At 54.8% G+C, this 25,359-nt stretch carries 25 protein-coding genes and 3 pseudogenes; 12 read left to right on the top strand and 16 right to left on the bottom strand.

Annotation, left to right across the window (positions count from 1 at the left end; all coding sequences use genetic code 11):
* Positions 1-15 precede the first annotated feature (15 nt).
* Both cho and nadE read right to left on the bottom strand, forming a co-directional pair.
* Positions 16-876 (bottom strand): excinuclease Cho, encoded by an 861-nt coding sequence (gene cho / locus K7H21_RS16345; RefSeq protein ID WP_004121349.1) that lies wholly within the window; start codon positions 874-876, stop codon positions 16-18.
* Between the two features lie 106 nt (positions 877-982).
* Positions 983-1,810 carry an ammonia-dependent NAD(+) synthetase gene (gene nadE, locus K7H21_RS16340; RefSeq protein WP_004121346.1) on the bottom strand — a complete coding sequence of 276 codons (828 nt, stop codon included), beginning with the start codon at positions 1,808-1,810 and terminating at the stop codon, positions 983-985.
* Between the two features lie 230 nt (positions 1,811-2,040).
* On the opposite strand from nadE, the gene osmE reads away from it, so the two are divergent.
* From osmE to chbG, 7 genes are all read left to right on the top strand, one after another.
* Positions 2,041-2,379 (top strand): osmotically-inducible lipoprotein OsmE, encoded by a 339-nt coding sequence (gene osmE, locus K7H21_RS16335; protein WP_004121344.1) that lies wholly within the window; start codon positions 2,041-2,043, stop codon positions 2,377-2,379.
* A 285-nt stretch (positions 2,380-2,664) separates the two neighbouring features.
* A complete protein-coding gene (gene chbB / locus K7H21_RS16330; protein ID WP_004101340.1) occupies positions 2,665-2,985 on the top strand; it encodes a PTS N,N'-diacetylchitobiose transporter subunit IIB in 321 nt (106 codons plus the stop codon).
* A gap of 168 nt (positions 2,986-3,153) precedes the next feature.
* Positions 3,154-4,512 (top strand): PTS N,N'-diacetylchitobiose transporter subunit IIC, encoded by a 1,359-nt coding sequence (gene chbC / locus K7H21_RS16325; RefSeq protein ID WP_004121341.1) that lies wholly within the window; start codon positions 3,154-3,156, stop codon positions 4,510-4,512.
* 53 nt (positions 4,513-4,565) lie between these two features.
* Positions 4,566-4,913, top strand: a complete 348-nt coding sequence (gene chbA, locus K7H21_RS16320) for a PTS N,N'-diacetylchitobiose transporter subunit IIA (protein WP_004121338.1) — start codon at positions 4,566-4,568, stop codon at positions 4,911-4,913.
* A 27-nt stretch (positions 4,914-4,940) separates the two neighbouring features.
* Positions 4,941-5,765, top strand: a complete 825-nt coding sequence (chbR, locus tag K7H21_RS16315) for a transcriptional regulator ChbR (RefSeq protein ID WP_004121335.1) — start codon at positions 4,941-4,943, stop codon at positions 5,763-5,765.
* Positions 5,766-5,867: 102 nt separating this feature from the next.
* The gene (locus tag K7H21_RS16310; protein ID WP_004121333.1) at positions 5,868-7,214 is read left to right on the top strand and encodes a 6-phospho-beta-glucosidase; all 1,347 of its coding nucleotides are present in this window, start codon (positions 5,868-5,870) and stop codon (positions 7,212-7,214) included.
* 12 nt (positions 7,215-7,226) lie between these two features.
* Positions 7,227-7,985 carry a chitin disaccharide deacetylase gene (gene chbG, locus K7H21_RS16305; protein ID WP_004121329.1) on the top strand — a complete coding sequence of 253 codons (759 nt, stop codon included), beginning with the start codon at positions 7,227-7,229 and terminating at the stop codon, positions 7,983-7,985.
* Positions 7,986-8,025: 40 nt separating this feature from the next.
* Here chbG and katE read toward each other — a convergent pair whose 3' ends face one another.
* Positions 8,026-10,284: a catalase HPII gene (katE, locus tag K7H21_RS16300; RefSeq protein WP_142468652.1), complete on the bottom strand. Its 2,259-nt coding sequence runs from the start codon at positions 10,282-10,284 to the stop codon at positions 8,026-8,028.
* A gap of 196 nt (positions 10,285-10,480) precedes the next feature.
* On the opposite strand from katE, the gene cedA reads away from it, so the two are divergent.
* A complete protein-coding gene (cedA, locus tag K7H21_RS16295; RefSeq protein ID WP_032742131.1) occupies positions 10,481-10,720 on the top strand; it encodes a cell division activator CedA in 240 nt (79 codons plus the stop codon).
* 71 nt (positions 10,721-10,791) lie between these two features.
* Here cedA and K7H21_RS16290 read toward each other — a convergent pair whose 3' ends face one another.
* The 4 genes from K7H21_RS16290 to hxpB form a co-directional block, all read right to left on the bottom strand.
* Positions 10,792-12,183, bottom strand: coding sequence for an L-cystine transporter (locus K7H21_RS16290; RefSeq protein ID WP_223035222.1), 1,392 nt, complete (start codon positions 12,181-12,183; stop codon positions 10,792-10,794).
* A 134-nt stretch (positions 12,184-12,317) separates the two neighbouring features.
* Positions 12,318-12,908 (bottom strand): metal-dependent hydrolase, encoded by a 591-nt coding sequence (locus K7H21_RS16285; protein WP_004121316.1) that lies wholly within the window; start codon positions 12,906-12,908, stop codon positions 12,318-12,320.
* A 91-nt stretch (positions 12,909-12,999) separates the two neighbouring features.
* Positions 13,000-13,761, bottom strand: a complete 762-nt coding sequence (gene kduD / locus K7H21_RS16280; RefSeq protein WP_223035221.1) for a 2-dehydro-3-deoxy-D-gluconate 5-dehydrogenase KduD — start codon at positions 13,759-13,761, stop codon at positions 13,000-13,002.
* Between the two features lie 148 nt (positions 13,762-13,909).
* Positions 13,910-14,578, bottom strand: coding sequence for a hexitol phosphatase HxpB (gene hxpB / locus K7H21_RS16275; protein ID WP_004121307.1), 669 nt, complete (start codon positions 14,576-14,578; stop codon positions 13,910-13,912).
* A 130-nt stretch (positions 14,579-14,708) separates the two neighbouring features.
* On the opposite strand from hxpB, the gene K7H21_RS16270 reads away from it, so the two are divergent.
* A complete protein-coding gene (locus K7H21_RS16270; protein ID WP_004121305.1) occupies positions 14,709-15,245 on the top strand; it encodes a YniB family protein in 537 nt (178 codons plus the stop codon).
* A 32-nt stretch (positions 15,246-15,277) separates the two neighbouring features.
* On the opposite strand, the gene yciA is transcribed toward K7H21_RS16270, so the two are convergent.
* The 4 genes and pseudogenes from yciA to K7H21_RS16250 form a co-directional block, all read right to left on the bottom strand.
* Positions 15,278-15,676, bottom strand: coding sequence for an acyl-CoA thioester hydrolase YciA (yciA, locus tag K7H21_RS16265; RefSeq protein WP_004121302.1), 399 nt, complete (start codon positions 15,674-15,676; stop codon positions 15,278-15,280).
* 99 nt (positions 15,677-15,775) lie between these two features.
* A pseudogene (locus K7H21_RS16260) lies at positions 15,776-17,955 on the bottom strand (TonB-dependent siderophore receptor).
* A 229-nt stretch (positions 17,956-18,184) separates the two neighbouring features.
* A complete protein-coding gene (locus K7H21_RS16255) occupies positions 18,185-18,724 on the bottom strand; it encodes a septation protein A (protein WP_004101360.1) in 540 nt (179 codons plus the stop codon).
* Between the two features lie 52 nt (positions 18,725-18,776).
* The gene (locus tag K7H21_RS16250) at positions 18,777-19,520 is read right to left on the bottom strand and encodes a YciC family protein (RefSeq protein ID WP_004121298.1); all 744 of its coding nucleotides are present in this window, start codon (positions 19,518-19,520) and stop codon (positions 18,777-18,779) included.
* 313 nt (positions 19,521-19,833) lie between these two features.
* Between K7H21_RS16250 and ompW the strand changes: the two genes are divergently transcribed.
* Entirely contained in the window at positions 19,834-20,472 is a 639-nt protein-coding gene (gene ompW, locus K7H21_RS16245; RefSeq protein ID WP_004121296.1) for an outer membrane protein OmpW, read from the top strand.
* Between the two features lie 96 nt (positions 20,473-20,568).
* Here ompW and K7H21_RS16240 read toward each other — a convergent pair whose 3' ends face one another.
* Complete coding sequence (locus K7H21_RS16240; RefSeq protein ID WP_004121288.1) at positions 20,569-20,814, bottom strand: YmjA family protein; 246 nt, start codon at positions 20,812-20,814, stop codon at positions 20,569-20,571.
* Between the two features lie 214 nt (positions 20,815-21,028).
* Entirely contained in the window at positions 21,029-21,733 is a 705-nt protein-coding gene (locus K7H21_RS16235; RefSeq protein WP_004121287.1) for an SDR family NAD(P)-dependent oxidoreductase, read from the bottom strand.
* Positions 21,734-21,853: 120 nt separating this feature from the next.
* On the opposite strand from K7H21_RS16235, the gene K7H21_RS16230 reads away from it, so the two are divergent.
* Positions 21,854-22,753, top strand: coding sequence for a LysR family transcriptional regulator (locus K7H21_RS16230; RefSeq protein WP_154902490.1), 900 nt, complete (start codon positions 21,854-21,856; stop codon positions 22,751-22,753).
* A 152-nt stretch (positions 22,754-22,905) separates the two neighbouring features.
* On the opposite strand, the pseudogene K7H21_RS16225 reads toward K7H21_RS16230, so the two are convergent.
* A pseudogene (locus K7H21_RS16225) lies at positions 22,906-23,076 on the bottom strand (quinone oxidoreductase family protein); the annotation flags it as partial.
* Positions 23,077-23,100: 24 nt separating this feature from the next.
* Here K7H21_RS16225 and K7H21_RS29035 point away from each other — a divergent pair.
* Positions 23,101-23,310: pseudogene (locus K7H21_RS29035) on the top strand (MarR family winged helix-turn-helix transcriptional regulator); the annotation flags it as partial.
* A 42-nt stretch (positions 23,311-23,352) separates the two neighbouring features.
* Here the strand turns inward: K7H21_RS29035 and trpA are convergent.
* On the bottom strand, positions 23,353-24,162 hold the full coding sequence (gene trpA / locus K7H21_RS16220; RefSeq protein ID WP_004121283.1) for a tryptophan synthase subunit alpha: 810 nt from the start codon (positions 24,160-24,162) through the stop codon (positions 23,353-23,355).
* Positions 24,162-25,355: a tryptophan synthase subunit beta gene (trpB, locus tag K7H21_RS16215; protein ID WP_004121281.1), complete on the bottom strand. Its 1,194-nt coding sequence runs from the start codon at positions 25,353-25,355 to the stop codon at positions 24,162-24,164. Before trpB ends, trpA begins: the two co-directional genes overlap by 1 nt.
* Between the last annotated feature and the right edge of the window lie 4 nt (positions 25,356-25,359).

Raw genomic sequence — 25,359 nt, 5'->3', positions numbered from 1 at the left:
GGGCTGACATTCACCTCACAGAGGATGGAGCTTATAGCGGCCGCTGAGCAGCGGCTTACACAATATTTTATACCCGTCATGGTCAAATTTGGCCGACAGGCGCGTGAGCGATGATGCCTGTGACAGGGACTCTACCGCGCCGAGCCACAGCCAGTTTTGAATAATGTGGTATTGGGTCATATCCTCGCTGCGCTCTTCCAGTGCGATCGCTCCGGCCCACGGCCAACACACCAGCTGCATCTTTTGCATGTTCTCACGCAGCCGCTGATGGTGCGTTTCAACGCTCTCTTTCCCGCAGCAGGCCCCCGCGCAGCGGCCCAGAGCGGAGCGGAAGCAGGCGCGCCCGCGGTTGAGCGGTTCAAGGCCCATTAATCCGTAACAAAGGCGATGCTCATCGGCGATTTTTTGCAACGCCTGCAGCGCCGCGCGGCGATTTGCAAACAGGCCAAAGAGATCGCTTTGCTGCGAGAAATCCAGCTCACTGGCGTAAACCACCTGAGGACGGTCGTCAGCAAGGCGTAACGAGCACAGCTGCCTGTTTTGCCGCAGTCGTTTATTGAATAGCGGCTGCTGTTCTTTAATCAGCTGCGCTTCTAATAACAGCGCGCCGAGTTCACCAGCCGTCCGCTGCCAGGTAATACGCCGGGACTGGCGCAGCATCGCCGCTTCGTCGGGCGTGCGCAGATGCGACAACACCCGGCTGCGGATATTCACGCTTTTCCCTATATAGAGCGGTAGGGTATCGCTTTCGCCATGGAACAAATACACCCCCGGCTGCCTGGGCAAAGCCTCAAGCCACGGACGCAGATGTTCGGGATACTCATAAATTGCCGCCGCTTCAAATTCGAGACGCGGGGCGGATTGCCTTCTTGCCACTTTTGCTCCTGGTGCTGGTTATTTATCCAGTATAGCAGTCGAAGGAAGAGGCGAAAAGGATAAAAAATCGCCCCGAACCGGGTCGGGGCGGAGGGGGAGAGGCGAATTACTTTTTCCAGAAGTCGTCGAAGACGGTAATCGGCGGTCTGCGTTTATGCTCGGTTTTCAAATACCAGCCTTCAATCGTTTTCGCAATTTTCTCATCCAGCGCTTTGCCTTCCAGATAATCATCAATATTTTCGTAGGTCACGCCCAGCGCCACTTCGTCCGGCAGGGAGGGGCGGTCGTCCTCAAGATCGGCGGTCGGCAGCTTTTTATACAGATGCTCCGGACAGCCTAAATGAGCCAACAGCTGTTTACCCTGGCGTTTGTTGAGGCGAAAGATGGGGTTAATATCGGTACCGCCATCACCGTATTTGGTGAAGAACCCGGTGATCGCTTCCGCCGCATGGTCGGTGCCTACCACCACGCCATGGGTCATTCCGGCAATGCTGTACTGCGCCTTCATGCGTTCGCGGGCTTTTTCGTTACCGCGAACAAAGTCGCTAAGTTCGATCCCGGCCTCGCGCAGCGCCTGCTCGCTGGCCAGCACGGCGCCCTTAATATTGACCGTTAATACGCGGTCCGGCTGAATAAAAGCGATAGCGTCCTGGCAGTCCTGTTCATCCGCCTGCACGCCGTACGGGAGGCGCACGGCAATAAACTGCAGGCTGCTGTCGCCGGTTTCGGCGCGCAGTTCGTTGATGGCCAACTGACACAGTTTACCGGTGAGCGTAGAGTCCTGGCCGCCGCTGATGCCGAGGACTAGCGATTTGATAAAGGGGTATTTTTGCAGGTAGGATTTCAAAAAATCTACGCTGCGGCGTATCTCGGCTTCGACATCGATCTGGGGTTTTGCGCCCAGCGCCTGAATAATCTCTTGTTGTAGCGTCATTGCGCCCTCCGGGAAGTGAATCTGTTTGCCAATCAGCAGGGGTTTAACCTACCTCTTTGCCGGTAAAACGACAAGGATCACAATTTTGAGTGAAGCAAAAGCAGGCAACCTCAACAAGAGGGGATTTATTATTGGAAAGCTCTTAATTTCGTTTCATTTCCACCTTCGGCTTGAAAAATAAAGATATTTATTCCAGGCTTATTAACACGCCAAAAAAAAGAGGATGGAACATGAACAAGCATTTTGCAGGATTTCTGGGCGCAGCAGCAGTATTGACCATGCTGGCAGGCTGTACGGCCTATGACCGTACCAAAGATCAGTTCACTCAGCCGGTGGTCAAAGACGTTAAAAAAGGTATGAGTCGCGCCCAGGTTGCGCAGATTGCCGGTAAACCTTCATCAGAAGTTACCATGATCCACGCGCGCGGTACCTGCCAGACATACATCCTGGGTCAACGCGATGGTAAAATTGAAACCTACTTTGTCGCTCTGGACGATACTGGCCACGTGATAAATTCCGGTTATCAGACCTGTGCCGAGTACGATACCGACCCGCGCAACAGCAAGTAGTATCCCTGACATAACGCTGATTTCTACGTAAGCCCGACCATTGGTCGGGCTTTTTTGTGAACTCTGATGCTTATTTAATTGCGCGAATTATTTGAGGGAAATGTGAAGGCAGTCAAAACGCGAGGTCAATGAGAGACAATTCTGTTCAAGGAGGAATTATCCTGGCGGTGAACGATGCCGTATACTCAATGCATAAACAATACTAATTCAAAGAAACATCTCTTACCGCCTCTCAGGCATCGATGATGCGGAGAGGACCGGGTCACACAAATTGAGGAAGCGTTCATGGAAAAGAAACATATCTACCTGTTCTGTTCTGCCGGGATGTCGACATCACTGCTGGTATCGAAAATGCGCGCCCAGGCCGAGAAGTATGAAGTGCCGGTGATTATTGAAGCATTTCCGGAGACCTTAGCCGGTGAAAAAGGTCCTGATGCCGATGTCGTATTATTAGGCCCACAAATTTCCTATATGCTGCCGGATATTCAGCGTTTACTGCCCAATAAACCCGTAGAAGTCATTGATTCCGTTTTGTACGGTAAGATCGATGGTTTAGGTGTTCTGAAAGCGGCCGTTGCGGCCATTAAGAAAGCGGCTGCACAATAATTTTTATTTTAAAACTCGACATATTTCGGATGGCAGCGGTTAAAATTTCGTGAGGGTGTGTTTTAGCTGCTTGCTGTCCGAAATACCCAGAGTTTATTTTCCCGTCAATGAGTAATTTCATCTATCATTGCCGCAATGATTATATTGCGGCCTTAAAGGGTATTTATTATGAGTAAAGTGATTGACTCGCTTGAAAAGGTACTCCTTCCTTTTGCCGTCAAAATAGGAAGGCAGCCCCACGTCAATGCAATTAAAAACGGCTTTATTAAGTTAATGCCATTGACGTTAGCAGGGGCGATGTTTGTTTTAATTAATAACGTATTTTTGAGCTTTGGCGACGGTTCATTCTTTTATTCAATGGGCATTCGTCTGGATGCCTCGACAATCGAAACACTGAACGGTTTTAAAGCTATCGGCGGTAACGTTTATAACGGTACGCTCGGCATTATGTCGCTGATGGCGCCTTTCTTTATTGGTTCGGCTTTAGCTGAAGAGCGTAAAGTTGACCCAATGGCGGCCGGATTGCTGGCGGTTGCGGCATTTATGACCGTTACGCCTTATAGCGTCGGTGAAGCCTATGCCGTGGGCGCAAACTGGTTAGGCGGCGCCAATATCATTTCTGGTATTGTCATCGGTCTGGTCGTTGCCGAGATGTTCACCTTTATCGTTCATCGCAATTGGGTGATCACGCTGCCTTCCAGCGTACCGGCCTCCGTTTCCCGTTCATTCTCGGCGGTTATCCCGGCGTTTATTATCCTCTCTATTATGGGGATTATCTCCTGGGCGTTGACCCACTGGGGGACTAACTTCCACCAGATCATCATGGACACGATCTCCACGCCGCTGGCTTCAATGGGCGCCGTCGTAGGCTGGGCATACGTTATCTTCACCTCGCTGCTGTGGTTCTTCGGCGTACACGGGTCACTGGCGCTGTCAGCGCTGGATAGCGGGATCATGACGCCGTGGGCGCTGGAAAACATCGCAACCTATCAGCAGTACGGTTCTGTAGAGGCCGCGCTGGCCGCGGGTAAGAGCTTCCATATGTGGGCCAAGCCGATGCTGGATTCCTACATATTCCTTGGCGGTACCGGCGCGACTCTGGGCTTAATCATCGCCATCTTTATCGCTTCACGTCGTGAGGATCATCGTCAGGTGGCGAAACTGGCGCTGCCGTCAGGCATCTTCCAGATTAACGAGCCAATCCTGTTCGGTCTGCCGATCATTATGAACCCGGTGATGTTTATCCCGTTCATTCTGATTCAGCCTCTGCTGGCGGCCATCACCATGACGGCTTACACCCTCGGCATCATCCCGCCGATTACCAATATCGCGCCGTGGACCATGCCGACCGGTTTAGGCGCCTTCTTTAACACCAACGGTAGCGTCGCGGCCCTGCTGCTGGCCCTGTTCAACCTTGCCGTATCCACCCTGGTCTACCTGCCGTTTGTGGTGATTTCCAACAAAGCGCAGGGCGTCATTGAGCAGGAAGAGAGCGAAGAAGATATCGCTAACGCACTGAAATTCTAATATTGAGCGGTACGGGAGTTTTCCCGTACCGTCCTGGAAATAAGGGAGTCATTATGTTTGATCTGGATAACATCGCAGCAGAAGAGACCGCGGTAAACGACCTCGAAGAGGTGGTGATGGGGCTGATTATCAACTCCGGTCAAGCGCGCAGCCTGGCTTATGCCGCGCTGAAGCAGGCTAAGCAGGGAGATTTCGCGGCGGCGAAAGCGATGATGGAACAGTCGCGTATGGCGCTGAGCGAAGCGCACCTTGTGCAGACGCAGCTGATTGAGAGCGATGAGGGAGAAGGCAAAATGAAGGTGAGCCTGGTGCTGGTTCATGCGCAGGATCATCTGATGACCTCAATGCTGGCTCGTGAGCTGGTTGCCGAATTGATTGAGCTGCACGAGAAGGTACAATAGGTCATCGACACGATGAGGCAGCCAAAGATGATGACCACTGAAATCAGTACCGCCCGGGAGCAACAACTCTTTAACGGCAAGAACTTTCATGTGGTCATCTATAACAAAACGGAGAGCGTAAGCGGGCTTCACCAGCATGATTACTACGAGTACACCATCGTTTTAACCGGGCGCTATTATCAGGTTATTAATGGTAAGCGGGTGCTGCTGGAGCGCGGGGATTTTGTTTTCATCCCAATGGGGTCGCATCACCAGAGTTTTTATGAATTTGGCGCGACGCGCATTCTTAACGTTGGCATCAGCAAAAGTTTCTTTGAGAAACACTATCTGCCGCTGCTGCCGTTTGGTCTGGTCGCCTCACAGGTCTATGCCGTTAAAAGTACTTTTCTCAGTTATATTGAGTCGGTTATTGCATCACTGAATTTTCGCGAAACTGAATTCGACGAATTTATCGAGCTGGTGTCTTTTTACACCCTGAATCGTTTGCGGCACTATCGTGAAGAGCCTACCGAAGATGTTATTCCGCAGTGGTTGAAAAATACCGTCGAGGGTATGCACGATAAGCTTAAATTTGGTGAGGGGGCGCTGGAAAATATGGTCGAGCTTTCCGGGAAAACTCAGGAATACTTAACCCGCGCAACCCAGCGTTATTACGCCAAAACGCCGATGCAGATGATTAACGATATTCGCATCAACTTCGCCAAAAAACAGTTGGAGATAACCAACTACTCGGTGACCGATATCGCCTATGAGTCGGGGTATAGTAGCCCAAGTCTGTTTATTAAAACATTCAAGAAGCTGACGTCCTTTACCCCCAGCAGCTATCGGAAACACCTCACCAGTATTAATTAACCGGGCGCGGATTAGTCCGCGCGGTCTAAATATTCAAATTAACTGTCCGTATTTAAACGGAGAGCGGGTGCCGTATACGCGCTATCCGCAAGGGAGAAAAAGATGAGCCAGAAATTGAAGGTAGTGACTATTGGCGGCGGCAGCAGCTATACCCCGGAATTACTGGAAGGATTCCTGAAGCGTTATCATGAACTGCCGATCAGCGAACTGTGGCTGGTGGACGTTGCGGAAGGGCAGGAAAAGCTCGATATTATCCACGCGCTGTGCCAGCGCATGGTAGAAAAAGCCGGCGTCCCGATGAAAGTCTACAAGACCCTCGATCGCCGCGCGGCGCTGGAAGGCGCAGATTTCGTCACCACCCAGCTGCGCGTCGGCCAGCTTAAGGCGCGCGAAAAGGATGAGCGTATTCCGCTGAGCCACGGCTATTTAGGCCAGGAAACCAACGGCGCGGGTGGGTTGTTTAAAGGTCTGCGCACCATTCCGGTCATTTTTGACATTGTGAAAGATGTGCAGGAAGTCTGTCCTAACGCCTGGGTGATTAACTTTACCAACCCGGCGGGCATGGTGACCGAAGCGGTTTATCGTCATACCGGCTTTAAGCGCTTTATCGGCGTGTGCAATATTCCTATCGGCATGAAGATGTTTATCACCGACGTGCTGAAGCTGACTCCGAGCGATGAGCTTAATATCGATCTGTTTGGTCTGAACCATCTGGTGTTTGTTCGCGATGTACTGGTCAACGGCGTTTCACGCTTTGACGAGCTGCTTGACGGCGTAGCGTCGGGTCGATTGAGCGCAAACTCGGTGAAAAATATCTTTGATTTGCCGTTTAGCGAAGGGCTGCTCCGATCGCTGCGCCTGATCCCTTGTTCTTATCTGCTCTACTACTTTAAGCCAAAAGAGATGCTGGCGATTGAAATGGGCGAGTACTACAAAGGCGGCGCCCGCGCGCAGGTGGTGCAGAAGGTTGAGAAACAGCTGTTTGAGCTGTACAAAGATCCGGACCTGAACGTTAAACCAAAAGAGCTGGAGCAGCGCGGCGGGGCCTATTATTCCGACGCCGCCTGTGAAGTGATTAACGCCATTTACAATGATAAGCAGGCCGAGCATTACGTGAACGTGCCGCACCATGGCCACGTGGATAACATCCCGGCCGACTGGGCGGTCGAGATGACCTGTACGCTGGGTCGCGATGGTGCCAAACCGACGCCGCGCATCACGCATTTCGACGAAAAAGTGCTGGGACTGATTTACACCATTAAAGGCTTTGAAGTCGCGGCCAGCGAAGCGGCAATCAGCGGTAAACTGGATGACGTGCTGCTGGCGCTTAACCTGAGCCCGCTGATCCACTCCGATCGTGACGCCGAGAAGCTGGCGCGTGAGATGATCCTTGCGCACGAGCAGTGGCTGCCAAACTTTGCGGCGACTATCGAAAAACTGAAACAGTAACGGGAGCGGCTCATGGAACGCGTGTTAATCGTCAATGCCGATGATTTTGGCCTCAGCAAAGGGCAAAACTACGGCATTATCGAAGCCTGCAAGAACGGTCTGGTCACCTCCACGACGGCGCTGGTCAACGGCGCGGCGATCGGCCATGCTGCCCAGCTTAGCCGCTGCATCCCTGAGCTGGCGGTGGGGATGCACTTTGTCCTGACGCTGGGCGAACCGCTGTCGGCGATGCCGGGATTAACCCGCCAAGGCCGTCTCGGTAAGTGGATTTGGCAGATGGCGGAAGAGGATAGCCTGCCGCTGGATGAAATCGCGCACGAACTGGAGTGCCAGTACCGGCGCTTTGTCGAGCTGTTTGGCCATGAGCCGACGCATATCGACAGCCATCACCATGTGCACATGATTGCGCAGATTTACCCCATCGTCGCGGCCTTTGCGCGTGAGAAAGGGGTGGCGCTGCGGATCGACCGACAGCTGGCGACGCTGTCAGGTTTAGCGCAGGATGCGGCGCGCAGCAGTGAAGGGTTCGCCAGTGAGTTTTACGGGGAAGGGGTTTCGGAAGCACTGTTTCTGCAAACCCTGGATGCCTCTATCCACCGCGGTGAGACGTCTCTGGAGGTAATGTGCCACCCGGCGTTCGTGGATAACACGATTATGGGCAGCGCCTATTGCTATCCGCGTCTGACCGAGCTGGATGTGCTGACGAGCGAGTCGCTGAAATCGGCGATCGCCGGGCGCGGTTACCGGCTCGGAACCTATCGCGATGTATAAAGGCAAGTCAAAAGCCCGGCATTTCTGCCGGGCTTCTCTTTTACGCCGGGATCGCGGCGATTTTGGCGCTTCTTGACCACACCCGATGTGCCGCCATCAGGGTAATTAGCTCATCCATCGCCTGGCTATCAATGAAATCCGTCTCAATAACGCCTTCTTCACCCTGGCTGGCGATCTGCAGCGGCGCTTTACACTGCCGGGCATCGCCTGCCAGAAGAATTGGCTTCAGGTGTTTGTAAGCTTCCAGCAGGTAATAGTGGAAATCTCCGTTGTTGCTCAGGCTTTGCAGATCGCCGCCGGGAACGATAACCGCATCGACGGTTAACGAGGGCGACCCGGCAAAGGTTCCGGCCACCGGCAGCTCGCTACCGTCATCGGCCTTCACTTTACCCATTCGGGAATAGAGCAGTTTGGCATGTACCCCGTGCGCCTTCAGCGTCTTCAGCAGCGCCAGCAGCTCTTTCGCGACCGGCCGATCGTTAAGCAGTACCGCCACTACCCGGCCTTTAACGTCGCCGCTGGGAATGGCGTACAGGCTTAAGGTCGGATCTTTCTTCAGGCCGTTAACATCCGGTGGCGGGGTTATGCTGCGCTGCTCGTCGGTGAGCTCAATCCCCAGATTTTTACCCACCGCCTGAGCCAGCTGCAGGTCGATATGCGCCAGCTGATCGACCACCCGCTCGCGGATCCACTCCCTGACGACCTTGCTCAGTTCGAAGCTAAAGCCGTCGATAATGTGCTGCTGCTCAATAGGCGTCTGGCTACGCCAGAACAGCAGGGGCTGAGAGTAGTACTCGCCAAACGAGGGGCTGCGCTGGCGAATTTTTTCTCCGTCAACCCGCTCGGCATAGGATTCAAAGCCGCCGCGTTTAGCGGCCGGCGGCGTCTCCCGCGGCCAGTTATCATTAATGGAGTTGGGCTCGTAGTTTGCCGGGTTGGTATCAATATCCACCCGGTGCATCCCGTCGCGCTGGAAATTATGGTACGGGCATGTGGGTTTATTGATCGGGATTTCATGGAAATTAGGTCCGCCGAGGCGGCTAATCTGCGTATCGGTATAAGAGAAGAGTCGGCCCTGCAGTAGCGGATCGTTGCTGAAGTCTATCCCCGGAACAATATGCCCTGGATGGAAGGCCACCTGCTCATTTTCGGCAAAGAAGTTGTCCGGGTTGCGATTGAGGACCATCTTACCGACGCGCTGCACCGGGACCAGCGCTTCCGGAATCAGCTTGGTGGGATCCAGTAGATCGAAATCAAAAGCAAACTCGTCCTCTTCCGGGATCAGCTGTAAGCCCAGCTCATACTCAGGATAATCGCCGGCTTCAATCGCTTCCCATAAATCACGGCGGTGGAAATCGGGATCGCGACCGGTCAGCTTTTGCGACTCGTCCCATACCAGGGAGGCTTTGCCCGCGACCGGCTTCCAGTGAAAACGTACGAAGGTGGCTTTACCTTGCGCGTTAATCAGGCGGAAGGTGTGGATGCCGAACCCTTCCATCGTGCGGTAGCTGCGGGGCAGTCCGCGGTCGGACATCGCCCACATCACGTTATGCAGCGTTTCCGGCTGTAGCGAGACATAATCCCAGAACGTGTCGTGCGCGCTTTGCCCCTGCGGGACGGCCCAGTGGGGCTCGGGTTTGACCGCGTGGACGAAATCAGGGAACTTGATCGCGTCCTGGATAAAAAAGATCGGCGTGTTGTTGCCGACCAGGTCGAAAATCCCTTCGTCGGTATAAAACTTGGTGGCAAAACCGCGGATGTCGCGCACCGTATCGGCGGAGCCTGCGCCGCCCTGTACGGTTGAAAAGCGGACGAAGACCGGCGTTTTTTTCTCCGGGCTGGAGAGGAAATCGGCTTTGGTTATGTCGCTTAAATCGCTGTACGCCTGGAAATAGCCGTGCGCAGCGGAGCCGCGGGCATGGACGATCCTTTCCGGAATGCGCTCGTGGTCGAAGTGGGTGATTTTTTCACGTAGGATAAAATCTTCCAGCAGCGTGGGGCCGCGTTTACCTACGCGCAGGGAGTTTTGATCGTCAGCGATGCGAACGCCCTGGTTGGTGGTGAGCGCATAATCTTCACCGCCTTTGCGATGTTTTTCGAGGGCATCAAGCTTTTCGCTGTGCGTATCCGGGGCCTTCATACTGCCCGGCGCGGTCGGCTCTTCGCCAGGGGCTGTCGGATGCGGCGTGGGCCGCCAGTTTTGGTCTTCGGGAGCCAAGGCATCCAGACCAGGTTTTGCTTCCCGGTCATCGTGAACCGGCGATTGATGGGGTTGTGGGTTAGAGTGTTTATCAGACATTGCTTGCTCCTGCTTTCATTGCTGAAAATGGTCATTGCTAAACCAAAACCCTTCTAATTGTAGAACATCATTTCAAGAACATATTTTTATAGGAGTTTTGCTACTAAAGGGTCGCAAGCAGGGGGCGACGAAAGGGGGCGCTTTCGGCTATGATAAGGGTTTCCGTTTCCCGCTGTGTTTAGTGAATCTATTTGTGATGAAACCACTTCGCCAACAAAATCGTCAGGTCATTAGCTACGTGCCTCGAGTGGAACCTGCGCCGCCGGAACACGCCGTCAAAATGGATGGTTTTCGCGACGTCTGGGCTCTGCGAGGTAAGTACGTTGCCTTTGTGCTGATAGACGAACATTTTCGCCGTTCCCCGCCGTTTAACGTGCCGGAAGCGGCGCAGCGCTGGGCGACGCAGATGAGGCAGGAAGGGGAAATCGACTCCTGAGGCTGCAGGGGAAATAAAAAAACCGCTGATATTTCAGCGGTTTTTTTTGATAACCTGAAGATTGCATCAGCTTAGCGGTGCGCCAGCTCCGCATCTTCTTCGCTATCGAGAATGGTTTTATCGGTTTGACGCAGCCACTGGCTGGTCAGGGTACCGGCGGTCATAGAACCGCTCACGTTCAGCGCGGTACGGCCCATATCGATGAGCGGCTCCACCGAGATCAGCAGCGCCACCAGCGTGACCGGCAGGCCCATCGCCGGCAGGACGATCAGGGCGGCAAAGGTCGCGCCGCCGCCTACGCCCGCGACCCCGGCGGAGCTGACGGTCACGATGCCCACCAGCGTTGCGATCCACAGCGGATCGAGCGGGTTAATACCGACTGTCGGTGCGACCATTACCGCCAGCATCGCCGGATAAAGACCCGCACAGCCGTTCTGGCCGATGGTGGCGCCGAACGATGCGGAGAAGCTAGCGATAGACTCCGGCACGCCCAGACGACGCGTTTGCGCTTCCACATTCAGCGGAATCGACGCGGCGCTGGAGCGGCTGGAAAAGGCGAAGGTCAGTACCGGCCAGACTTTACGGAAGTACTTCAGCGGGCTCACGCCGTTCACCGCCAGCAGCAGACCGTGCACAACGAACATGATGCCCAGACCAATATAAGAGGCGATAACGAAGCTGCCGAGCTTGATGATGTCCTGCAGGTTAGAGCCCGCAACCACTTTGGTCATCAGCGCCAGCACGCCGTACGGCGTTAACTGCATCACCAGGCGTACGAGCTTCATCACCCAGCTCTGCAGCGTGTCGATGGCGGTGAGTACGCGCTGGCCTTTCGCGACGTCATCTTTCAACAGTTTCAGCGCCGCGACGCCGAGGAACGCAGCGAAGATAACGACGCTGATAATCGACGTCGGGTTCGCGCCGGTCAGATCGGCAAACGGGTTTTTCGGCACAAAAGAGAGGATCAGCTGCGGGACGCTCAGGTCCGCGACTTTACCGGCGTAGTTGCTCTGAATGGCGTTGAGGCGGGCGGTTTCCGCGCTGCCCTGAACCAGTCCTTCGGCGGTGAGGCCAAACATATTGGTCACCAGCACCCCGACCAGCGCCGCAATCAGCGTGGTGAACAGCAGGGTACCGATGCTGAGGAAGCTGATTTTACCCAGCTGCGAAGCATTATGCAGGCGGGCGACCGCGCTCAGAATCGAGGCGAAAACCAGCGGCATAACGATCATTTGCAGCAGTTGAACATAGCCATTACCGACGATATTGAACCACTGGATAGAATCCTTCAGCACCTGGCTGTCGGAACCATAGATCAGCTGTAGCGCCAGGCCAAAGACCACGCCGATCACCAGACCGACCAGCACTTTTTTAGCGAGGCTCCACTGTTTATGCCGGGTTTGGGCCAGCGCCAACAGTAAAACCGCGAACACGATAACGTTCGCTATTAATGGAAAGTTCATCCCCGTTCTCCTGATAACTTTTATCACCGGGTTGGTCAATAACCAACTCTTATGACGGCAAGGGTAGCAGAAGGCGTAATTCGTTACTTATATTCAAATGGAATTGATTATAACCAATTGAATAATTCGCTGGTTTATCGTCCAGTCTGGTGGCTAATAAAGCGATTAAAGGTGGTTTGCAGCGAATTAATCATATCCGATGACCAGCGAACGGCGCTGTTTTCGGCAACGTTTTGCGGCATCCACACGGCATAGATGAACAGCGCCATGCACAGTGCACGCTCCAGCTGATTGCCCTTGCGCGGCGCGAGGAGAGGCAGACGAAAACGCCAGCGGCAGGGCCAGAGCAGCGGAACGCCCGCCGGGGTGAGCATGTCGGCGAGAATATGGCTGAGATAGCCCAGAACCAGCCCCTGAACCGCATCTGCCGGAACTATCCAGCTTTCTGGCACTTTCAATGAGAAAATCGCGACCGCGCCAAAAACCACCAGCAGGCTATGGGTGAAGCCGCGATGGCCGAAGGCGCGCGCTATCGGTTTTGATATCCAGCTCAAGCGCTGGCCGAGAAATGACTTTGGGTGATCGATATCCGGCAGCAGACAGGTCAGGATGGCGGAAGGAATAATATGCCACCAGTCGCCCTGGGCCAGCACGGGCGTTAATTCCGCATTTTTCGCAAATACCGCGCAGGCGATAGAAAAGAGAAGGTGGCCTTCCGCCGTCATGATAAAAACCCTAAACTGTCAATTCATACAGTATAGGGTTTTTATACAGTGTGCGAAAGAGGTGACGGTGTAACTCTTTGTCACAAAACCATCAGCGCGCCAGCCAGCCGCCATCCACCGCCAGGGTATAGCCGCTGATGTAATCCGCCGCCCTGGAGGCGAGGAAGACGACCGGCCCCTGTAGGTCATCCGCAATCCCCCAGCGCCCGGCCGGAATACGGTCGAGGATCGCTTTGCTACGCTCGGCGTCATCGCGCAGCTGTTGGGTATTATTGGTCGCCATATACCCCGGCGCAATCGCGTTAACGTTGATGTGATGCCCGGCCCACTCATTGGCCATCAGGCGGGTAATGCCCAGTACGCCGCTTTTTGATGCGGTATAGGATGGCACCCGAATACCGCCCTGAAAAGAGAGCATGGAGGCAATGTTCACGATTTTTCCGCCATCACCCTGCTGAATAAACTGCCGGGCAACCGCCTGGGAAAGAAAGAACACCGATTTCAGATTCAGATTCATCACGTCGTCCCAGTCCTTTTCGCTAAAGGAGAGCGCATCGGCGCGACGGATGGTTCCCGCATTGTTGACCAGAATATCTACCCGGCCCATGGCGGCCACAGCCTGAGTCACTATATCTTCAATCTCATCCTGCCGGCTTAGATCGGCCTGGATAGCGGTAAAGCGGCGGCCCAGCGCCTGCACCTTTTCTGCGGTTTCATGGGGGATCCGGCGATTCACGCCGACGATATCGCACCCGGCCTGGGCAAGGCCTAAAGTCATTCCCTGGCCCAGCCCGGTATCACAACCCGTCACGATGGCGACCTTGCCCGCAAGGTCAAAGGCGTTCAGTACCATATGCACCTCTGTATGCTGATTTCATGCGTCAAATAACGCCGTTGAGATAAGCATAGAGGGCGAAAGAGGAAAAAACAATTAAAAATGAAACGGTGTTTTATTTTTGTGATGATAGGATGATACCGCTATCCCATCATCACAGACAGGATTAGCCGAGCAGGTCGCCCGGCGTGAGGGACTCAAGCGTAGCAAGCTTCACGTCAGCCAGCACGAAGCGCGGGTCGCGGCTGTTTTCTGCTTCCGGTACCACGATAGACCGCATCCGCGCTGCTTTGCTGGCAATCATGCCGTTGACCGAGTCTTCCAGCGCCACGCAGTTCATTGGGCTGACGCCAAGACTGGCGGCGCAGTTGAGATACACCTGCGGATGCGGTTTGCTGAACGGCAGCATTTCGGCGGAAGCGAGGGCGTCAAACTGGTCGCGCAGTTCAAACATGGCGAGGACTTTTTCCAGCATCCGCAGCGGCGATGCTGACGCGAGGCCGATTTTTAGCCCCTGGGCTTTGCACAATGCCACCGCTTCGCGCGCGCCGGGGAGAAGCGGACGCGCTTCTTCCACCAGCTGGATGGCGCGATTGATTATCCGCGCGGTGACTTCCGCGCGATCCGGGCCTTTCCACGGCTGCTGGGCAAACCACAGGTCGACGACTAAATCGATGCGCAGGCCCAGAATATCTGGCATTTCATGGCGGCGGCTGATATCCACCCCCAGGCTTGCTATCACCTCCAGTTCGGCTTTATCCCATAGCGGCTCGGAATCAATCAGTAACCCATCCATATCAAAAATCGCGGCGTGAATCTGGCGCCTGGCTGACATAAGTCCCTCTCCTTGTAGCGTAAATAGATAACGAATCGGCACTCATGGTATATCATACCGCGCATTATTGGGCGAAATTCGCCGACGAAGGTAGACTTAGAGTGGATAGGCGTCTTAACAAGGGGAACCCATGACGTATCAACAAGCTGGACGCATTGCAGTACTTAAACGTATTTTGGGGTGGGTGGTATTTATCCCGGCGGTTATCTCGACGCTGATTTCCGTGCTGAAGTTTATGTACGAGCACAGTGAGAAAAAACCGGGCATTGACGCGGTGATGATGGACTTCGCCCATGTAATGATTGAGATGATGCGTTTTAATACGCCGTTCCTCAATTTCTTCTGGTACAACTCGCCGCTGCCGGACTTTAAGCACGGTATGAACATTGGCTTCTGGATTATCTATATTCTGGTGTTTGTCGGCATGGCGCTGCAGGCGTCCGGGGCGCGGATGGGGCGCCAGGCTAAATTTCTGCGCGAAGGCGTGGAGGATCAGCTGATTCTGGAGCAGGCAAAAGGGGCTGAAGGGCTGACGCGCGAGCAAATCTCCGAACGTGTGGTGGTGCCGCGTCATACCATCCTGGTGCAGTATTTTCCGCTTTACGTTTTGCCGGTGGTCATTATTGTACTGGGCTACTTCTTCTTCTCTTTACTCGGTTTTCTGTAAACGACCGGCCCGGTTGTGCCGGGCCGGCTGCATTACAGGGCGGGCAGGGCGCGAGGCTTGCCCTGATTATCTACCGCGACGTAGATAAACAGCGCTTCGGTCGCTTTATAGCGCTGGCCGATAGGCTCAGACGACACTTTCTTGACCCACACTTCCATATTAATGGTTATCGATGTATTGCCGCGCTTCACGCAGTTGGCGTAGCAGCATACGACATCGCCAACTGCCACCGGGCGTAAAAAGGTCATGCCGTCGACGCGGACGGTCACGACGCGGCCGTGGGCAATCTCTTTGGCCATAATGGCGCCGCCAATATCCATTTGCGACATCAGCCAGCCGCCGAAAATATCGCCGTTAGCGTTGGTGTCCGCCGGCATCGCCAGGGTGCGTAAAACCAATTCGCCCTTCGGCGCAAGATCTGTTGTTGTCATTCTATACTCTGTACTAGTCAAAGATGATCAGGCGCGATGCTACTATGAAAAGGACGCTGAGAAAATAGGGAATACGCCCGCGATAGCGGGCATGAGGGGTCAGAACGAGATCGTGACGCCAGCGTAATAGGCGCGACCCGGTTCGTTGTAGGTCGAAGCGCCTTCGTTTTCACGATAAATTTGCTTATCGAACAGGTTGCTAATCCCGGCGTTCAGGCGCAGGTCTTTCATTAGCTGATAGTTGCCGCCGATACCCACCACGGAATAGGAACCGACTTCATTGGTGGCCAGCACCCCATTTTCATTACGAATTTCCGCGTATTCGCGCGGTTTCTGCCGACCGTACAGGGTCCAGTTGACGTTCGCCGAAAACTTGCTGGTTACCTGCCAGTCAAGTAGGGTATTGATGGTGTATTTCGGAATAACGGATAACGGGTTTCCGGTATCTTTGTTTTCCGATTTGATCATATAAGTGGCATTGGTGCGCCAGCTGAGCGTATCGGCAATGACCGGAACCAGCAGCGTGCCTTCAAGGCCTTCGACGACCGCTTTCCCGCCGTTCTCCCACTGCAGGATATTCGCCCCGGTAGCGGTATTACCCAGTATCTCGGTGCCGGAGACGATCTTGTTTTTGTAGTCGTTGCGGAACCAGGTGACGCCGGCGTTATAACCGTTCAGGTTAAACTCAAGGCCAATCTCCTTATTGATGCTGATTTCCGGATCGAGGTCCGGGTTTCCCAAAAGATAGCAGTTGCCATCGGCAATACTTATCGGGCAGCCGTTGCCCCGCGTAGAAAGCAGATACCCCTCGCTGGACTGATACAGGTTCGGCGCCTTAAATACCCGGGCAATACCTGCTTTGACCTTAAACATATCCCCCAGATCCTGCGACAGGTTCAGGCTCGGGCTCCAGTTGCTGCCGAAGTCGTTATGATAGTCGAAACGTAGACCCGGGATAATATTGGTGCCCGGCGTCGCTTCAATATTGTCTTCGAGATAGATACCGGTCAGGGTGGCGCTGTTTTTAGGGCTGCGTTGTGAAGGATCGCCGGAAACCCCGGGGAGCGCATCCGTGGTGGTGGTGGCCTGCATCGACGCCGGATCGTTCAGCTCATCGTGATTCCACTCCATGCCCAGAGTGAGGGTCTGTTCAGCGAGCCAGTGAAGGGGAGATTCACCTCTGCGGTTGAGCGCCATGACTCCAGGCGGCTGGTGTCATAGACATCGCTGTTGATCATCCCTTCAACGCGGCCGGTGGTGCCCTCCTGCAGGCGAGTATTGTTGGTTTTTTCGTAGTAGACGCCCGCCTTTGACTGGCCCCAGTCCCATATCCCGTTATAGGTCAGCCCCCAGGTCTGTCGATACATCCTGTTTGTTTCCTGACCGTAGAGGGTATCTACCAGGCCATTGGGGCTCATATTACTGTTGCTATACTGGGTATCGCCGGCATAGATATTGCCCTGCCGACTATAAGCGTAGCTAAAATCGATAATCTGTTGCGGCGTGACTTTCCATGACAGCAGGGCGTTAATATCTTTGTTGCGCACACCTTCACGGCCCGCGGCATAAGATCCATTTTGCGCGCGGTTAATATCCCAGGCGTCGGGTTCGGTTTTGTTAATGTTGCCGTATAAACGCATGGTCAGGGCGTCCCCGGCCAGCGGTCCGTTAAGGTTGAAATTAGCCCGGTTAGTGGAGCCTTCTTTGTTATTTTCCGGCTGATTGGTATAAAGCGAAAGCGAGCCGTGCCAGTCGTTGGTGGGGCGTTTGGTGATGATATTGACCACCCCGCCCGCGGCGCCTGAGCTGTAGCGCGCTGCGGCAGGGCCGCGGAGAACTTCAATGCGTTCCACCATTTCCGGCGGCACCCAATTGCTGTCGCCGCGGGTATCTCGTTCGCCGCGCCAGCTATAGCGCACAGAATTGCGGGAGGTGACGGGCACGCCATCAATAAGGATCAGCGTGTTTTCCGGCCCCATACCGCGAATATCTATTTGACGATTGTTGCCGCGGCTGCCGCTGGCGCTGTTGCCGGTCAGGTTTACGCCGGGCATTTTACGGATGATTTCTGAGAGATCGTTAACCGGGGGAGCTTTAGCAATATCTTCCGCGGTGATGATCGAGACGCCCGGCTGCTGCTTCAGCGCCTCTTCGGCGGTTCCCCGTACCACCATGGTTTCGGTATCCTGCTCCACTTCTTCGGCAAAGCCAGCCGGACTGAACAAGCCTGCTATGGCCAGTGCTAGAGGAGTGGTTATGTGCTGTTTCTGCGGTCTCATGATAAATATCCCTATAAAATCGGGTTAAATTGAGATCGAGAATATCAATGATAATAATTATCATTACAATAACAGTGCGTTAATCTCCACAAAATCCTCACAATTGCCGCAACTTTCCGTGATCCGGTAGATATTATGAAGAAAACGGTTTTTTAATCCTGTTCAGAGAGCATAACAGTGGATCAAGGGGGAGACGGCACGCAAAGCTGCGTGCCGGGAGAATGGCAGCTTAGTGGTTGTCATCCTGTGGCATATGGCGATAGATATAAACGCCGCTCAGCAGAGTGAAGACCAGCGTCAGCGCGGTCAGGCCGAAGACCTTGAAGTTGACCCAGATATTCTGCGGCAGCCAGAAAGCGATGTAGATATTGGCCAGTCCGCAAAGAATAAAAAATACCGCCCAGGCCAGATTGAGGCGCGACCACACCTGCTGCGGTAGCGTCAGCTCTTTCCCCAGCATGCGCTGGATCAGCGGCTTCTTCATCACCCACTGGCTAAACAGCAGCGCGCTGGCGAACAGCACGTAGATAACCGTTACCTTCCATTTAATAAACTCGTCGTTATGGAAGAAGATAGTCAATCCGCCGAACACGGCGACCAGCACGAAGGTAATGAGCGCCATTTTTTCGACTTTGCGATAGCGTACCCAGCTGTAGATCAGCACGATGGCGGTGGCGATAATCAGCGCGGTTGTCGCGGCGTAAATATCATATAGCTTGTAGAATGCGAAGAAGACTACCAGCGGTAAAAAATCCAGAAACTGCTTCATACATCGATTCCGTCGTTCAGATCGGGGCAGAAATAGCCCGCCCCGGATTAAGTTAGTTGCGAATAAGCATATACAAGCGGAATAAATAGATCAGCAACAATGCAGAGATCAGATTACTGAGGGTATTTATTACCACCGCGCCAACGTTCGGCGTCAGGACCGCGAAGCTGGATGCAAACAGCAGCAGCAGCGTTTTCGCCAGCAGCCAGCCGATAATCGCCGGCGCCACCAGACGCACGTTGGCCCAGGCCAGACGCATACTGCCACGCATGGCGCTGAAGATGCCGATTTTATCCTGCACCAGCATAACCGGTGCGAAAGAGAGCACGATAGCCAGCAGGACGCCAGGCACCACCACCAGCATCATCCCCATCTGCACGATAAACGTCGTCAGCAGGATCAGCAGCAGCAGCTTTGGCAGCACCGGCGCGGAAGCGCCGATCGCGCGCAGGGCGCTGACCCGCTGACCGGCGGAGATCATTTGAATCATGAGCAGAACGCCGCCGGCAAGGATGGCGTTGCCCACAAGACCGGAGAAAGTGGAAGCCGCAGAGGCTCGCAGCAGGATTTGCTGCTGCTCAGGCGTCATGCTCTGGACCAGTTCAAACAGCCCGCCGCTACCCGCCAGGCTATCGCCCTGGCTTAATATCGACAGCTGTTCTTCACTGGGTGAAAAGGCATGGCCAAGTACTACCGTAATGAACGCGCATAGCAGCGCAATCAGCAGGATAGTAACGAACTGATTGCGGAAAAAGTTCCCGGTGTCACGGTAGACGGACTTCGCCGTGATAGACATGCATTCTCCTTGAGTATTGCAGGTGTTAACTAGCCGGCGATTGTACCGCAAATCGCGGCGGGGTAGCAGTCTCTGCTGCTGCGCGCTAAGTATATCTTTGTAAATAGAAGAGGAAATCAGCGAAGCGCTGTTCGGAGTACCATAAATGAAGAAACTTGATATCACACGCTTATCACTGATTGTATTGAGAAAGTGAAAATTAATCTGGATCAATAAATGTTAAATTTGCCCACTTAATGTGATCTATGTTGGATCAAGCATACCTCTTTGTATGTATATTCTTGCGCTGAATAACCATAACGAGGAAGTGGGTATGAAAAAGTTAGCAGCGGCGGTTGTTATTCTGAGCAGTCTTTCCGGCAGCAGCGTCTGGGCGCATGAAGCCGGGGAATTTTTTATTCGCGCGGGTTCGGCCACGGTCAGGCCGACCGAAGGCGCGGGCGGTACGTTAGGCAGCCTGGGGGGCTTTAACGTCAGCAACAATACGCAACTGGGTCTGACATTCACCTATATGGCAACCGATAACATAGGCGTTGAACTGTTGGCCGCTACGCCGTTCCGGCATAAAGTCGGGACCGCGGCAACCGGCAATATTGCAACCGTTCATCATTTACCGCCGACGTTAATGGCGCAGTGGTACTTTGGCGATTCGAGCAGCAAACTGCGTCCTTACATTGGCGCGGGTATCAACTACACGACCTTCTTCGACGAAAGCGTGAACGATACGGGTAAAAAAACCGGTATCTCTGACCTGAGCCTGAAAGACTCCTGGGGAGCGGCAGGGCAGGTGGGGATGGACTATCTGATTAACCGCGACTGGCTGATTAACATGTCGGTGTGGTACATGGATATCGATACCACCGCCAACTATAAGCTGGCGGGCGCGCAGCAGCACGACAGTATCCGTCTGGATCCGTGGGTGTTTATGTTCTCGGCCGGATACCGGTTCTAAAGTCCCTGATAAAGCTGGTCATCGTGACCAGCTTTATTACGCTTTCTGACGCGTGGCGGATTTCCCTAAGTATCCCCAGGTCGGCCGCAGCAACGACTACTCATTACCCCATTTATTCAGAAATACCGCGATGTCATCAATGCGCTGGCGATCGATGCCCGCTTGTACGGCCATCTCTCCCTGCGCTTCCTCGCTGATTTCTTCGTTATTCATCAGGCGAGTAATCAACAGCTGGAAATAGCGCGCCAGAGGATCGCGTTCCGACTCGCTCACGGGCTCGGCGGACTCGGTCGAATACTCATCCGCAATGTCGTAATATTTCAGAGGTACTTCTTCGTGCATAAATCGCTCCCCGGTTGACGTTGTGCCTGTTTTTTCTGCCATGAATAATACCACTCCTGCCGGGCTTTAGCTCAGGAGCGACCAGAAAAACGCATGACCAGCCCACACCAAGCGAGACGGACGCGGAAATTCTCCGTCATCGGGGGTAATAGCGTAAAAAACGAAAATTGACTGCCCTGAACTCGTCAGCACGCCATTAATACGCATAAAACTATTACCACGGCACCCGACATCCTCGATAATCCAAATACTCTAATCCGGGACGATTTTGTTTTTCCAGCAGGACGTTCACCAGCGAGGGGATGGTCTCTGCAATGGTAAGCGGGGCGCTCTCGCCGCCGAGGGCCGTGCGGATCCAGCCCGGCGCCATGACCACCAGCGGATGCGATACGCAGGCAGGGCGAGCGGCAAAGCTGCGCATAAACATATTCAGCGCGGCTTTACTCCCGCGGTACAACTCGCGCTGCCCGCCGGTATTATTGCTCAAACTGCCTTGCCCTGAGGACATGACGCCAATCAGTCCCTGCGGTAACACGACATCTTGCAGACTTTCTATTACCCGCATTGGCGCGAGCGCGTTGGTCAACATGACATGAATAAACTCTTCCGTCGCGATTTCGCCGATAGTTTGTGTCGGATCGCGGTTGGTGGTGCCCGCGTTGACGAATAGCATATCCAGTACGCTATCGCTAAGCGCTTCGCGCAGCGCCGCGATCCCGTCATTATCACAAATATCCAGCGCCTCAATACGAACCCGTCCAGGATATGCTCGAGCCAGATGGTGCAGCGGCGTGGTTTGCGACAGATCGCGCACGGTGCCGATGACCTGCCAGCCATGCCGCAGAAACTGTTCAGCCATGGCGTGCCCAAGCCCGCGTGAAGCGCCCGCGATCAATACTGTTTTAGTGGAAGCGGCCATTGGTATCCTCCGGCTTAAATAAATGATGGGATAAATATAGGCTGGTGCTGTAGCAGGCGGAAGGCGCAGCATTTGCAATAATAAGGTGCATCAGACGCCATATCCTGGAATGGAGAAAAGATGACCGATCCCGATTTTAATTTACTGGCTGCGCTGGATGTGCTGTTGAGCGAGAAGAGCGTTGCCGGGGCGGCAAAGCGGCTTGAGCTTAGCCCGTCGGCGATGAGCCGTACGCTGGCGCGCTTACGGCAGGTAACCGGCGACCCGCTACTGGTCAGAGCCGGGCGAAAAATGGTGCTGACTCCCCATGCGGAAAGTCTGCAGGCGCGGGCAAAAAACGTCGTCACTGAGATGCGCGCGGTGCTCAATGCTTCGCCTGCGCCGCTGAGTTTATTGACCCTTGAGAAGCGATTTACGTTACGTACCAATGAGGGATTTATAGACGTTTTTGGCCCGGCGCTGGTGAACGCTGTCGCACAAGAAGCGCCGGGTGTGACGCTGGAGTTTGCCGCGAAGTCGGAGAAAAATGCCCGATTTCTACGCGAGGGGATGGTGGACCTGGAAATTGGCGTACTTGAAAATATGGGGCCTGAGATCCGCCTGCAGGCGCTGTTTCGCGATCGCTTTGTCGCCGCACTGGCCAAAACACACCCGTTAGCCGCCTTTGCCGATCTGTCGCGAGAACAATTTGTTTCCGTAGGGCACGTCATAGCCTCCCGTCGCGGGGCGATCCGAGGGCCGGTTGATGAAGCGCTGGCGGCATGTGGAATGAGCCGCAGAATTGCCGCGGTGGTGCCTGCTTTTTCCGCCGCGCTGGCCGTTGCCCGGGATTCTGAACTTATCGCCGTTGTCCCGGCCTCCTGTCTGCGGAGCGCGGCGGGAAAAGAGATGATCGGTTTTCCTCTCCCGGTGAGCGTGCCGGAGATAACGGTGTCACAAATGTGGCATCCTCGCCAGCAGCATGAATTAGCGCATCGCTGGCTAAGGCAACTGGTGCGCAGAGTATGTCGGCAGCCATAAAAAAAGCCCGCACAAGTGCGGGCAAAAATACTGGAAGCAATGTGAGCAATGTCGTACCGAATACCTGAGTTGATTACTCAACCATTCGGTAATGAGAAAGATAATATTTCTCATTTAATATATCAACCCCAACTTTTGTGCGGAATCATTTTTTAATCGACGATAAAAATGGTGCGTTTCTGGCGGTTATCCTGAGGCCACGCCGTGGCGATCTGGGGAGTGGTGGCGATGGTAAACCCGCCCGTAGCGGTCAGCCGCTGGGACATTGATAGGCTGCCAATATCGCTGCCCATCAGCTGCAGCGGCGCGGAGCGCAGTACCGCTCAGAGCAATATCGGCGGCGGAAAGGGCAGGTGAAAAAGCTGGAAGCCCTGGGGCTGGCGCGAAAGCAGCCCAATGCGAAAGACCGGCGGATTAGCGAAGTGACGCTCAGCGAAGCGGGCCAGGAGATGATTACACGCATTGCGCAAGCAAGAACGCGGCTGATGAATGAGGTGCTGGCGGGGTGGACGCAAGATGATGTGCTGGCGCTATTTTGTCTATGCCGGCAGCTTGCAGCAGAAATAGCCGCCCGGCGCGGGACCGGACGGCGGACTAGCTTACGCGGCTTTGGTGGCGGCCTTCAGACTTTGCGCAAAGGCTTTCAGTTCGGCGAGCATAGCCTGCGGGTCGTTCACGTTCCGCTCGATGATTTTGACGATGGCAGAGCCGGAAATCGCGCCGGCTGCGCCTGCGTCAATCGCCGCGGTCACCTGCTCCGGCGCCGAGATGCCAAAACCCTGCAGCGGCGGCGCGGCGTGGTACTCGGCCAGCTTTTCAATCAGATGATGCAGCGGCAGCGCGGCGCGGTTTTCCGCACCGGTCACGCCCGCCCGCGACAGCAGGTAGGTATAACCGCGACCGTAAGAGGCGATCTGGCGCAGCAGATCGTCATCGGCATTCGGCGGGCAGATGAAAATCGGCGCGATGTTATGGCGCAACGCGGCCTGGCGGAACGGCGCGGACTCTTCCACGGGGACATCGGCGACCAGTACGGAATCGACGCCTGCGCGTTCGCACGCGGCGTAGAATTCATCAATGCCCGGACTGAAGACCAGGTTGGCGTACATCAGCAGGCCGATCGGGATGGTCGGATGCTTTTGACGAATTGCTGTCAGCATTTCAAAGCACTGGGCGGGCGTGACGCCTGCGGCAAATGCGCGCAGGGTGGCGTCCTGAATCGTCGGGCCGTCAGCCAGCGGGTCGGAGAAGGGAATGCCCAGCTCCAGCGCGTCGGCGCCCGCTTCAATCAGCGTATCGATAATTTTCAGCGACTGTTCCGGATTCGGATCGCCGAGGGTGACGAAGGGAACAAACGCGCCTTCCCGGCGAGCTTTCAGTTGTGCAAACAGCGTCTCATAACGTTCCATCAGATTTCCCCTCGCGCTTTTAAAATATCGTGTACGGTGAAGATGTCTTTATCGCCGCGGCCGGAGAGGTTAACCACCAGCAGCTGCTCTTTTTCCGGGTTTTCACGCATCATTTTCAGCGCGTGCGCCAGGGCATGGGAGGACTCCAGCGCCGGGATAATCCCCTCATGGCGGGAGAGTTCTTTAAAGGCATCCAGCGCTTCGTCATCGGTAATTGACACGTAATCGGCGCGGCCAATGCTGTTCAGATACGCATGCTGCGGCCCTACTGACGGGAAGTCCAGTCCGGCGGAGATGGAGTAGGACTCCTCAATCTGCCCCTCTTCTGTTTGCATCATCGGCGATTTCATACCGAAGTAGATACCCACCCGACCGTGCTTCAGCGGCGCGCCGTGCTCGCCGGACTCAATACCGTGACCTGCCGGCTCCACGCCAATCAGGCCAACAGCGGTTTCGTCGATAAAGTCGGCGAACATGCCGATGGCGTTCGATCCGCCGCCGACGCAGGCGATAACCGCATCCGGCAGGCGACCTTCTTTCTCGAGGATCTGCGCTTTGGTCTCTTCGCCAATCATGCGCTGGAATTCACGCACGATGGTCGGGAACGGGTGCGGACCGGCGGCGGTGCCGAGCATATAGTGGGCTTTTTCGTAGCTGCCGGACCAGTCGCGCAGGGCCTCATTGCAGGCGTCTTTCAGTGTAGAAGAACCGCTATGTACCGGGATCACTTCAGCACCCATCAGGCGCATGCGGAAAACGTTCGGCGACTGGCGTTCGATATCCTTAGCGCCCATATAGATACGGCACTTCAGGCCGAGCAGGGCGCTGGCGAGCGCAGAGGCAACGCCGTGCTGGCCGGCGCCGGTTTCGGCGATAATTTCCGTTTTACCCATCCGTTTCGCCAGCAGCGCCTGGCCGAGCACCTGGTTAGTTTTATGCGCGCCGCCGTGCAGCAGGTCTTCACGCTTGAGATACAGCGTGGTGCGGGTGCCTTCGGTAAGGTTCCGGCATTTGGTCAGCGCCGTCGGGCGACCCGCGTAGTTTTTCAGCAGGTCGGTAAATTCAGCCTGGAATGCCGGGTCTTTCTGCGCGCTGACGAACGCTTCTTCCAACTGGCGCAGGGCGGGCATCAGGATCTGCGGAACGTACATCCCGCCGAATTCGCCAAAGTAGGGGTTCAGTAAAGTACTCATTATT

Origin of the sequence: Klebsiella sp. CTHL.F3a (assembly GCF_019890895.1) — a bacterium.
GTDB classification, from domain to species: domain Bacteria; phylum Pseudomonadota; class Gammaproteobacteria; order Enterobacterales; family Enterobacteriaceae; genus Klebsiella; species Klebsiella grimontii.
This window is presented reverse-complemented; position numbering and strand designations above follow the sequence as displayed.